The sequence below is a fragment of the Rhizobium sp. NLR8a genome, assembly GCF_019685235.1.
Taxonomy (GTDB): domain Bacteria; phylum Pseudomonadota; class Alphaproteobacteria; order Rhizobiales; family Rhizobiaceae; genus Rhizobium.
In genome coordinates this window covers 1-11891 of sequence record NZ_JABDWI010000011.1, presented here as the reverse complement: position 1 = coordinate 11891, position 11891 = coordinate 1, and the positions used below count along the sequence as shown (strand labels likewise).

The window sequence follows — 11891 nt, the reverse complement described above, 5'->3', positions numbered from 1 at the left end:
GTTATCTCGCCTGCTTTTTGAGGAGAAGGGCGCTGGCGGCAAGGAGCAACGGCCCGGCGACGAGGATCGGAAGCAGGGTCGTTTCGAGATTGCCGAAGCCGAGCCCCTTCGAAAAAGTGCCGCGCGAGATGATGTTGAAATAGGTCGCCGGAAAGATGTGGCCAATTATCGCGCCAAAACCCTGCAGCGACGAGACCGGGTCGATCATGCCGGAGAACTGTACAGCCGGAATGATGGTCAGAAGCGTCGTGCCGAAGATCGCCGCGATCTGGCTGGACATGAAGGTGGAGATCATCAGTCCGAAAGCAGTCGCGAAGACCACGTAGAGGAAGGCGGATATCGTGAAGACGATAAGGCTGCCGGTGAACGGAACCTCAAAGATGAAGACCGCAAACAGCCAGAGCAGCGCGGCATTCATCATTCCGAGCACCAAGTAGGGAAGCTGCTTGCCGAGCAGGAATTCGAGCCTCGTCACAGGTGTGACGTAGAGATTGACGATCGATCCCAGTTCCTTCTCCCGGACGACCGAAAGAGCTGAAAGCATGGCGGGGATCAGAAGCAGCAGGAGCGGGATGACGGCCGGCACGATGGCGACCAGACTTTCAATGCCGGGATTGTAGCGAAAACGGGTCTCCACGGAGAACTGGCCGGGTCCTGGTTGGCCGTAGACTTCGCGTGCCCTGCGGGCGATCCAGCTATTGTGCATGCCCTGCACATAGCCGCGCGCCGTTTCCGCGCGCTGTGGCATAGCACCATCGATCCAGGCGCCGATCTCGACATTATGGCCGCGGGCGAGGTGTTCGGCAAAGCCGGGTGGTATCTCGATTGCGAGCTTCAGCGAGCCGTCGCGCATGCGTCGGTCGAGATCGGCGTAGTCGGTGATCGGCGACTGTTCGATGAAATAGCGAGAACCTGCAATATCCGCGATATAATCGCGGCTGGCGACCGTATCGTCCCGATCGAGCGCCGCGAAGGCAAGATCCTTGATGTCCATGTTGATGCCATAGCCGAGGACAAACATCAGGATAACGCTGCCGATCAAGGCCATGGTCGCGCGGACGGGATCGCGGCGCAGCTCCAGCGCTTCGCGGCGGCTATAGCTCAAAGCGCCGCGAAGATCGAAAGCGCGCCGCGGCTTGGCCGCGGGAAGTGGATGCGGCCTACCGATCATGGTAGACGGAGCGAGATCCGTTTTCGACGATTGACCGATCGCATCCTGGAGGTAGCTGACGAAGGCGTCCTCCAGCGTGGCCGCCCTGCGGCTTTCGCGGAGCGCCTCGGGCGTGTCCGTCACCAGAACGCGGCCGGCATGCATGAGCGAGACATGGTCGCAGCGCTCGGCTTCGTTCATGAAATGCGTGGAAATGAAGATCGTCACCTTCTCCTTGCGTGACAGTTCGATCAGCGCTGCCCAGAGTTGGTCACGAGCGATGGGGTCGACACCCGATGTCGGCTCGTCGAGAATGAGCATCTCCGGCCCATGGACGAGAGCCACCGCCAGTGACAATCGCTGCCGAATGCCGAGCGGCAGCGTGTCAGGCAGGAATTCCATGACGCCATCGAGCTGGAAGCGATGCCCCAGTTCCTCGATCCGCGCGGGGATGGTCTCGGCCGGCAATCCCAAAAGCCGCGCGTGCAGGTCGAGATTCTGCCGGACCGTCAATTCCGTGTAGAGCGAAAAGGCCTGGCTCATATAGCCGACGCGCCGGCGGACATCCATATTGCGCGTATCGACTGTTTTGTCGAACAGTCTTGCCGTGCCTCCGCTTGCCGGCAAAAGGCCGGTCAGCGTCTTCATCGTGGTCGATTTGCCGCATCCGTTCGAACCGATGAAGCCGAATATTTCGCCGCGGCGAATCTTGAAGCTGACGTTATCGACCGCGGTGAATTCGCCGAACCGTGTCGTCAGGCCCTCCGCCTCGATGACGAAGTCCGCTTCATCAGGTGTCGAGAGCGGCGGCAATTCCACGACATGATGCGACGCCCGCCTGTCTTCCGGCATCAGTGCGATGAAGGCATCGTCAAGTGTGGCCGTCTTCGTTCGCTCCAGCAGATATTGGGGCGATCCAGTCGCCACCAGCCGGCCAGCATCCATGGCCGCCAACCAGTCGAAACGCGCCGCCTCTTCCAGGTAGGCCGTTGCCACCACCACGCTGAGCCTCGGTCGCTCGGACCGTATGTCATCGATAAGGTCCCAGAATTGCCGGCGTGACAGAGGGTCGACGCCGGTGGTCGGCTCATCAAGAATCAGAAGCTCTGGGTCGTGGATCAGTGAACAGCAGAGGCCGAGCTTTTGTTTCATCCCTCCCGAAAGTTTCCCCGCCGGCCGGTCTTTGAAGCCGGAGAGGCCGGTGCGCTGCAGGAGCGTGCGGATGCGGTCCTGCCGTTCTTCTCGGCTCTGGCCGAACAGGCGACCGAAGAAGTCGGCATTCTCAAAAACCGAGAGGGTCGGATAGAGATTTTTGCCAAGGCCCTGAGGCATATAGGCGATCAGGGGGCAGGTCTGGCGACGGTGGCCGGCGCGGCGCATGTCGCCGCCAAGCACAGTCACATCGCCCTTTTGGATCTGTCGCGCGCCGGCGATCAGCGAGAGGAGTGAGGATTTGCCAACGCCATCCGGACCGACAAGGCCGGCCATCAAACCTGCCGGAATACCGATCGTGACTGCATCGAGAGCCGTGCATCCGCCGTAGGTATGCGTCACGTCCTTCAGGCGGGCGACATATGCCGAGTCTGTCATCTCGAAGGTCACAGGATGCTCCAGGTTACGGGGTGAGAGGCGTCGAAAGCGGGGCCGGCCATTTAGCGGCGGGATCGATCCTGACATAGGCTCGCCCAGGAAGGCCTGTCTTCACCTGCGTCACATATTTCTGCAGCAGTTCCTTCGGCACCTGCGCACGAAGGCGAAACATCAGCTTCTCGCGCTCCTCCTGCGTTTCGACCGTCTTCGGGGTAAACTGGGCGACGTCCGAAACGAAAGAAACTCGAGCAGGGATGACGTATTGCGGTGCGGCGTCGAGGACGATGCGTGCCTCGCTGCCGATCGCGGTGCGGCCCGCGTCCGCGGTTCCCAGAAAGAAGGTCATATAAACATCGCCAACATCCAGGAGGTTGAGGACTCGTCCTCCGGCCGCGACGACTTCGCCCGGATGCGCAACGAGATATTGGACGCGGCCGCTTCGCGGGGCCTTGAGATCGCAATCCCGCAGATCCGCCTCGATCCGCACGACGGTCGCCTCAGCGGCTTCAACGGCGGCTTCCGCGTCGATCACCTGCGCTTCGGCGTTGCCGATGGCAGCGTCAGTGGCGGCGAGGTTCGCCTTGGCTGCGCCAAGTGTGGCCGCCGCTGCGTCGGCGCGCGCGCGATCGTCGTCGAGCGTCTGCTCGGAGACGGTGCCGCTCCTTGAAAGTTGCTGACTGCGGGTAAGCCGCTTTTGCGCCGACTGAAGCTGGACGTCGTTCTGGGAAACGGTGGCTGCCGCGGCCTCCTTTTCCGCCTGCCGCTGAGCAACCAGCGTCCGTGCCGTGCCGATCGCAATTTTTGCCCTGGAGAGCTGCGCCATGGCCTCCCGCCTTTGGGCATTGAGCTGCTCGATGTCCATCGTCGCGACGACTTGGCCGGCCTCGACGAAGTCGCCTTCATGGACGAGCACGTCCGACAGACGTCCCGCCGTGCGTGCAGCGACGTCGATTTCGACGGCTTCGATGCGTCCGTTTCCACTCGCGATGCCTATCATGGCCTTCGCGGCACGCCGGTTTGCCTGAAACTGCCAGGCGGCATAGCTGGCACCCGCCAGGGCGAGGAGCAGGAGTGCAAGTTTCCAGTAACGGTTCAACGAAGGCTCCTTACCTGCGAGATCTGACGAGCCTTTCATCATACGATTCCCGGGAATCTACCTTGATGGGGATCAATCGCGACGGATTCAATTGATCTTCTCACGCGTGCTTGTGGCTATTGACAAAGATCATTGCGGCTTTCGGGCAGCCTTGTAGCCTCCCTAAGATCAACCAGCCAAACCGGAAGGAGATCACCATGTCCTTGAAAACTCTGCTTGCGATCGTCGGAGCCACGGATCCTGAAACAGAGATCAAGAGCGCCATTCAACTGGCGGTCGAGAACAGTGCTCATCTGTCGATTCTGGTAGTCGGCGCCGCGTTGCAGCCGGTCACCGTCGAATACCCGGTGACCACAGCCTGGATTGACCAAGTGCAGAAGGAGACAGATGCCCTGCAGAAGATCCGGCTGGAGGCCGAAGACTTGTGCCGCACGAACGATATCTCCTTCAATGTCGAGTGCCTCTATGAAGATCTCTTTATCCTGGAGAGCAGTATCGGCATGCGCAGCATGTACGCCGACATCGTCTTGATCGGACATGGCTTACGCGCTGACGCCGAGCTGAGGAGAACCGTTGTGGCGGCAACAACCTTCGATTCGAGGACGCCGCTGTTGCTTGTTCCGAATGCGGGCACCGCAAGCCTGAAGCCGACGAACGTGCTCGTTGCCTGGAACTCGCGACCTGAAGCCGCCAATGCCGCCAAGGCAGCTTTAGAGCTGCTGATCGCAGCCGAGGAGGTTCATCTTGTGCTCGTCGATCCGGATGGCACCTATTTCAAAAGCGGCGATGAGCCAGGGGCGGATTTTGCAACATTTCTGGCGCGCCATGGAGTAAAGATTGTTGTCGAGCAGTTGGCAAGCGGTGGACGCAGAACCGAGGAGGTTCTCCTGAGACGCGCGCGCGAGCTTGGCTGTGACATGATCGTTATGGGCGCCTATGGCCATTCGCGGCTTCGCGAAAGAATATTTGGCGGCGTGACGGCCTCGATTCTCGAGGACTGCAACACGCCGGTTTTAATGGCCCGATGAGCCAGAGCTTGCTGCCATTGGCGAAAGAGGGCAATGGCAGCTACTTGGCTTCGATTCTCCTCGGATATGCGCGAGAAGACGTGCGTTCCCGCACCTTGTCAACTTCGATGACCAGAAGCAGTGATCCGGCGGCCAGAAGCGTCAGCGCCCATTCCGCGAGGGAAATCGGCGCCAGGCCAAGCACCTCACGGAACCACGGGACATGCATGGCGCCGATATGGATGGCCTGGGCTACGACCATACTGGCAAGCAGCAGCGGGTTTTTGAAGAAGGATCGCGAGAAGAGCGAGTGATGTTCGGAACGGCAGCCGAGGGTTTGCACATTTTCGAACATGACGAAAAGCAGAAGCAACAGATTGCGCGCCTCGGATACCGGGTAGCCCTGTGACAGCAGCCAATAGAAGACCGCAAACCCGCCGCCGCCGATGACGAGCGCGGATTGGACGATGCGGCGAACCATCAGCCGGTCGAAGATCGGCTCCTTCGGACGGCGAGGTGGCCGGGCCAGTTCGTCGCCCTCAGGCGGCTCTCCCGCGAGCGTCACGTCCTGAATTCCATTCGTCACGAGATTCAGCCAGAGGAGCTGCACGGGCAACAGTGGCATTGGAATGCCGAGCGGAATCGCCAGCAGGAACAGCAGCATTTCCGCAGCTCCTGTCGCCGTCAGCATCAGGATGACTTTGCGAATGTTAGAATAGGCGGTTCTGCCCTCGCGAATGCCGCCGACGATGGAGGCGAAATTGTCATCGACAACGACGATGTCGGCGCTCTCCTTGGCGACCTCCGTACCCTTCATGCCCATGGCGACACCGACATGGGCGTGTTTCAAAGCCGGAGCATCATTGACGCCGTCGCCCGTCACCGCCACGAAATGGCCGTTGCGCGCCAGGGAGAGCACAATCGCAAGCTTCTGATTGGGAGCGACCCGGGCATAGATGCGGGCGCCGTTTGTAAGCTCGTCCAGCCGCGCCGGGCCTGCGGCCTCGGCCTCGCGCACCGCATCGCCGGTGGTCACTTGGCTCGGTCCGAACTGCAAACCCGCCTGAGCGGCAATCGCCGCCGCTGTTTTGGGGTCGTCGCCCGTCACCATCGCCACCTCGACGCCGGCGGCGCGGCATTCGCGGATCGCCTGCGGAACTTCCCGGCGGATCGGATCCTGCATGCCTGTAATGCCGAGGAATATGAGATCGACCAGGTGATGATGGCCGAAGGCGGCGTCGGCATCACTCCGGATTTCGCCTTCCGCGAAAGCGAGGACCCGAAGGCCGCGGGCCGCCATCTCCTCTTTCTGGGCAAGAAGCCTGTGTCGGTCGATTTCCACCACGCGGTCGCCGATATCCATCCGGTCGGCCATGCTGAGCAGCGTTTCGGTCGAGCCCTTCGCGAAGATGTGCACGTTTTCGCTCCCGCGATGGAAGGAGGCGGCATATTTGAGATCGGGCTCATAGGGAATACGGGCGATCAAGGGATAGTCCGCAGCCACCTTGTCTTGCGCCAAGCCCGCCTTGCGCGCGGCGGTCAGAAGGGCGACGTCGACCGTGTCGCCGATACCCTTCCAGCCGTTCCCGTCCTGCATGAGCGAGCCCTCGTTGGGAAGGGAGGCGGCTCTGAGCAGTCGGCCGGCCCGTGCGCGCGCCTCCGCCACGGCCATATTGGCTGCCTTGATCTCGCAGGTGTCCGGGTCAGTCCCCGCATCAAGGGCAAGGTCGGTGCCATCCGGGAGCCGGATATCGGTAACGGTGAGCTCATTGAGCGTTAGAGTCCCGGTCTTGTCGGTTGCGATCATGGTGCAGGAGCCGAGCGCTTCGACCGCCGGCATTCGCCGGACGATAACGTTGCGTTTCGCCATGCGACGCATGCTGATCGCGAGCGCAATCGAGATCGCGATCGGCAGGCCCTCGGGGATGGCGCTGACGGCAAGACCGACCGACATAAGGAAAAGATCGCTCCAGGCGAGCCCTCGCATGAGGCCGATGCCGACCAGGACCAGCGACGTCAATCCCACCGCCCAGGCGATCGCATTGGAGAAACGAGCAAGTCGGATCATCAGTGGCGGTTGCGAGAGGGAAGTTTTGCCGATTTCGGCGGCGATCTTGCCAATCTCCGTTGCAAGTCCTGTCCCCGTCACGATGCCCGTGCCGCGGCCACGAGTAACGAGCGTGCCGGCGAATGCGGTTGCGGTCTTGCCCTCCGCAACCGGCGCGGCGGGGGACGGTGCCGTCTTGCGCGTCGCCATGGATTCTCCGGTAAGGAGGGATTCGTCGCACAGAAGCTCGGTCGCCTCGACCAGCGCGAGGTCGGCGGGAACCCTTCCGCCGGCTTCCAGCAGCACGAGATCCCCCGGCACCAACTGGCGCGCTTCAATGTCACGCACCTCTCCGTCGCGGATGACGGCGGCACGCGGTTGTTCCAGCTTGCGAAGCGCCAGCGCAGCTCGGCCCGCCGAATATTCCTGCAGGCTGCCGATCAAACCGTTCAACAGCAAGACGACGCCGATAAAGACCGCATCCTTTGTGTCACTGATCACCAGGGAGACCGCGGCAGCCAAAAACAGGATATAGATCAGCGGGCTGCGGAACTGCCGCATGAAGACGATGGCAAAAGAGGGGGCCTCCGGCTCGGGCAGAATGTTTGGACCGTAGCGCACGAGCCGGCTCTCGGCCTCTTCAGTGACGAGGCCTCTACGGCTGCCGAAGCTGGCGGCGAATGGCTGGGGAATGGGAACGGTCATGAGATGTCTCCTGCACGAAAGTGCCGGCAGCCTGGCGCATATCACCCGGAAAGGCTTTAGCCGACCTCGTCGAGGGATCTTGCCGCTTCAAGCCGAAGCTGCTTCATTTTCTCCGGAACCGCCTGAGCGCTGATCACGACGTCTGCATAGTCGCTGAAAATCGTACTGCATGTGGCTAATAACCCTTCACAGTTGCCGGCGCCGATTTCGCCGACCTCGGCAGGATCAAAAACCGTTGCCTTTTGTCGGCGGGATGAATGGATCTGGGTAGCCTTCCTTGGGAGCTGTCTTCGTCTGCGGGGCGTTATCCGATTGATCGAGCTGCGGCCACCATGTCGCGCCGCTGTAGCCGGCCAGGATGGCAAGCAGGATCACAGCTGTTACTGTCACTATCTTCGGCATTGCGCGTTCCTTTCGCTCGGTGAGATGGCTATCTTCGAGCGAGCTTGGCCCCTGCGCATTGCGCTCGATCAATAAGCCGATCGAAGGGAATAACGATCGAGCGGGTTGCGCTTCAGCGCGATCGGCAGGTATCTCTTCGAAAGTGGCGCCGGCGTCCGCAAAGGTCGTGCGCGAGCTGGCGGAGGGCACCGCCAAAGACATGGTCGTGCGAACCTGCGCTTGAAAGCGGTGCAATAGACGTCAGCTATGCCGTTTTGGATCACGCGGCCGAAGACTTCCTGAGCCCCGTTGCCGATTATCGTCCAGCGAAAGCCGTGCGGGAGCCTTCAAGTGACCCTCTGGCGGTTCATGCTCCACGATCATCAGTGCCGATGCCGATTTACGACAGCGAGCGCCTCGTCGGCTATCACCTGCTCCTCATCGGTTGGTATGACGAATGCGGCTATTGCGCTATCCCGGCCACTGATGATTAGCGCATTTGCCTTGTTCGCAGGCGCGCTGAGGTCGAGCCCCAGCCAGGCGAGATAATGTGCCACGCTCTTTCGGACTTCCGGTTGATTTTCTCCGATTCCGGCGGTGAAGACGATGGCGTCCACACCGCCCAACGACACAGCCAACCTGCCTATCTCGCCTGCTATCCTGAAACAGAAGAGATCAAGCGCTTCCCGTGCCGCCGGGTGAAAGTCCTCTACAAGCACCCGCACGTCTCCGCTCACGCCGGAAACGCCGAGCAACCCACATTTGTGATAGAGAAAATCCTCAAGCTTGTCGGGGTCGTGGAATTTGTTTCGGAGAAGATGGATGACGGCGCCGGCGTCGATCGATCCCGGCCGCGTTGCCATGGGTATGCCGTCGAGCGCGGAAAACCCCATGCTGGTATCGATGCTGACGCCATCCACCATGCCACAAAGGCTCGCGCCGCTTCCCAGATGCGCGCAAACAACCCTGCCGCTGCCCAGATCCGGTGCGAGCTCCTTGAGTTTCGAAGAAACGAACTTATAAGAAATCCCGTGGAAGCCGTATCTGCGGATTCCCGCGTCATGCAGTGCGCGCGGGATGGCCAGACGTGTGGCCATGCTGCATTGCGACGTGTGAAATGCGGTATCGAAGGATGCGGTCTGCGGCACCTCAGGACATGCCGTGCGCACAGCGCGGATCACATTCAGCGCTGGAGGCAAATGCAGAGGCGCCAGTGGTACGAGCTCTTCGATCCTCGCTTGTGTGTCCGCGTCTATCAGGACAGCGCCGGTAAACTTGGGGCCTCCATGAACGATGCGATGCCCGATCACTGCGGGCTGCGAACCTGGTGGCAGCAGCCGCGATAGAATTTCCGCAATCAAGGCGGGCCCGACTTCGGTGACGTTCGGCAGATCGGCTTCATAAACGGTCTCCCCTGTTTCGCATCTAAAGCGCGTTTCCTGGCCAATCGTCACGGTGCCCCTTGCCATCGGATGCGCGCCGGCCACTCCGATGTTGAAGGCGCCGATCTTCAAGCTCGACGATCCGATGTTGAAGGTAACTGCAATGCTGCTCATTGGACCTCCTGCAGATCTCCGCTAACGCGCCATCTTCTCGTCCTTCGTTTCCTCGCAGGCTAAAGTCAGCAGTTGAAGCGCGAGTTCCTTTGCGGCCCTTTTGTCGTCCGCGCACAACTTCAGCGGGGCGGACTTCGCTTTCAAATTTTCCAGGAGCCCGTGGCGAAGCCTGGGGATCTGATGCGAATCCGTTTTTGCGAGAAGCTCCTGCAAGCAGGTGATGGCAATCACTTCGAACATCAGAAGCTTGCCTTCGATTTCACCTTGCGAAGGAATAGCAAAGCGCTCGCCGCCTCGTTTGTAGTCTCGTTCCGTCGACAACATTTACGGGATCCCATTTTTCTTTGGGTCGTCCCCGTCGGCTTCGAGCGCGCGCTCAAGCCGGCGCAGGATGACGGCGCGGCTCTTGTGGTCGGCTGCATCCTTCAACCTGTCGGCCAGGTTGAGGACGAAGTTCTGGTAGTCGTTGTGCCAATCCCGATGTCCAATCTCCTCGGGCTGCAGACGAGCCGGTGCCACCCTGGACAGAAGTCGAGCGGATGTCCCACTCAGCTCATAGACGTCGTCGAGGTGTGGGGAAATTATCGCGACAGACAGTTTCTCGGAAAGTCTGCTCGACATCGCATCCCGGGCCCCGGCCTCGCCATGGACAAGAAACAGGCCTTTGCGGATCGGACCACGCTCCATCACCCAGTCATCCAGTTCGCTGGCATCGGCATGGCCACTATAGGCATCAAGGGTTGCCATTCTCGCGCTCACCCGGATTTCCTCGCCTTGGATCCGCACGATTTTGGCGCCGTCCTGCAAGATTCTGCCGAGCGTGCCGGCTGCCTGAAACCCCACGAAGAGCACGGTGCACTCGTTGCGCCAGAGCCAGTTCTTCAGACGGTGTCTGATCCTGCCCGCCTCGCACATGCCACTTGCCGCGATGATGATGTGAAAACCGGTTACCAGATCCAGGGCTTTGGACTGTTCGGCGGTCTCCGTAAACCTCACATTTGGCGCATTGAGCGCGCGCAAAAAGTTCGCTCCGTTCTCCATCTCGACGACATGTTTCTTGAAGGCACCGGTCGCTCTCGAGGCAAGCGGTGAGTCGATAAAAATGGGACACCGCTGCAGCGTTCCGGCTTCCATGAGCGCGAGAAGATCTGTCAGGACTTCCTGAGTGCGCTCGACCGCAAAAGACGGGACGAGAAGCACGCCATTGGGCTGGTTTGCTTGTGCGACCAGCTTCTGAAGGCGTATCCGTCTTTCCTTCAGCGCGTATTCCTCCCGCTCGCGATTGCCATAGGTGGTTTCACAGATCAAATAGTCGATCTCGCTCGGCGCTTCCGGCGGGCTCTCGAAAAGCTTGGAACCCGGTCCAATGTCGCCCGAGAACAAAAGCCTTACCGGCCCTTCCATGCCGCTCGCCTCTATTTCGATCGAGGCGGATCCGAGAAGGTGGCCGGCGTCCCAGAAACGAAATCTCACGGCGCCTGCCGTCTCGCGCCATTCTCCATATTCCACCGCGATAAACTGCGGCATGATGCTGCGCGCGTCGTCTGCGGTGTAGATCGGCTCCACCGTTTCTCGCGAGCGCCGTCGGTTCCGGCGATTAAGCTGACGAACCTCGGCTTCCTGGATATGCCCGGAATCCTGCAGCATGATGGCGCAAAGATCTATCGAAGCGGGTGTCGCGTAAATCGGGCCGCTGAAGCCGTCCTTGGCTAGTTTCGGAAGCAGGCCCGAATGGTCGATGTGGGCATGCGTGAGAAGCACCGCGCCGATCTCGACAGGCTCAAATGGGAACGGTCTATAGTTAAGTTCCTTCTCGGTTTTGGAGCCCTGGAACATTCCGCAATCAATCAGAATACGGGCACCGCCGGCCTTGAGAAGAAAACAGGATCCGGTGACTGAACCTGCGGCTCCGTGAAACTCTAGGATCGGGGTGTCCATCACTGCTCCTGTGGGTTCGGAGCCACTTTACAAAGCTAAATTCGAAACCGCTTTGATGAAGGTCAAGGAAACCCAGGGCCATCGCGATTATCCTTTTTGCATCCAGCAGAGAGGTATATCGACATGGCCATCAGGACGGCACTCAGCATCCTCAGCGTTCATCAGTTCGAGGAAGATCTCAAAACCGCCATCGACTTCTGCGGTGCCCATGGCGCGCATTTGAATGCGCTGGTGATTGCGACGGGAGCAGCTCCGATCATCGGGGACTACAATGTCATCTCGCCCGTATGGATCGAGGAACGCCAGCGCGAGATCGACGCGCTCTCCGACAAGGCTGCGGAGATCAAGGATATTCTCGACCGAAGCGAGATCTCCTACGAAGTCCAGGACGTCTACACGGAATTCGCATGGGCCGACGAAG

At 60.4% G+C, this 11891-nt stretch carries 8 protein-coding genes and 1 pseudogene; 2 read left to right on the top strand and 7 right to left on the bottom strand.

Annotated features, from left to right (window positions below; all coding sequences use genetic code 11):
• Position 1: 1 nt before the first annotated feature.
• Positions 2–2740 (bottom strand): ribosome-associated ATPase/putative transporter RbbA, encoded by a 2739-nt coding sequence (gene rbbA, locus HJC04_RS21150; RefSeq protein ID WP_221147005.1) that lies wholly within the window; start codon positions 2738–2740, stop codon positions 2–4.
• 25 nt (positions 2741–2765) lie between these two features.
• A complete protein-coding gene (locus HJC04_RS21145; protein ID WP_210631953.1) occupies positions 2766–3875 on the bottom strand; it encodes an HlyD family secretion protein in 1110 nt (369 codons plus the stop codon).
• Between the two features lie 158 nt (positions 3876–4033).
• Between HJC04_RS21145 and HJC04_RS21140 the strand changes: the two genes are divergently transcribed.
• Positions 4034–4864: a universal stress protein gene (locus tag HJC04_RS21140; protein ID WP_247241768.1), complete on the top strand. Its 831-nt coding sequence runs from the start codon at positions 4034–4036 to the stop codon at positions 4862–4864.
• Positions 4865–4904: 40 nt separating this feature from the next.
• Here the strand turns inward: HJC04_RS21140 and HJC04_RS21135 are convergent, their stop codons facing one another.
• From HJC04_RS21135 to HJC04_RS21115, 5 genes are all read right to left on the bottom strand, one after another.
• On the bottom strand, positions 4905–7595 hold the full coding sequence (locus tag HJC04_RS21135; protein WP_210631952.1) for an HAD-IC family P-type ATPase: 2691 nt from the start codon (positions 7593–7595) through the stop codon (positions 4905–4907).
• 225 nt (positions 7596–7820) lie between these two features.
• A complete protein-coding gene (locus HJC04_RS21130; RefSeq protein ID WP_221147004.1) occupies positions 7821–8198 on the bottom strand; it encodes a hypothetical protein in 378 nt (125 codons plus the stop codon).
• Between the two features lie 161 nt (positions 8199–8359).
• Positions 8360–9532, bottom strand: a complete 1173-nt coding sequence (locus HJC04_RS21125) for an acetate/propionate family kinase (RefSeq protein ID WP_221147003.1) — start codon at positions 9530–9532, stop codon at positions 8360–8362.
• Between the two features lie 21 nt (positions 9533–9553).
• Positions 9554–9856: a hypothetical protein gene (locus HJC04_RS21120; RefSeq protein WP_210631949.1), complete on the bottom strand. Its 303-nt coding sequence runs from the start codon at positions 9854–9856 to the stop codon at positions 9554–9556.
• Positions 9857–11470, bottom strand: a complete 1614-nt coding sequence (locus HJC04_RS21115) for an MBL fold metallo-hydrolase (RefSeq protein ID WP_221147002.1) — start codon at positions 11468–11470, stop codon at positions 9857–9859. It lies immediately after the preceding gene.
• Positions 11471–11593: 123 nt separating this feature from the next.
• On the opposite strand from HJC04_RS21115, the pseudogene HJC04_RS21110 reads away from it, so the two are divergent.
• A pseudogene (locus HJC04_RS21110) lies at positions 11594–11891 on the top strand (universal stress protein); the annotation flags it as partial.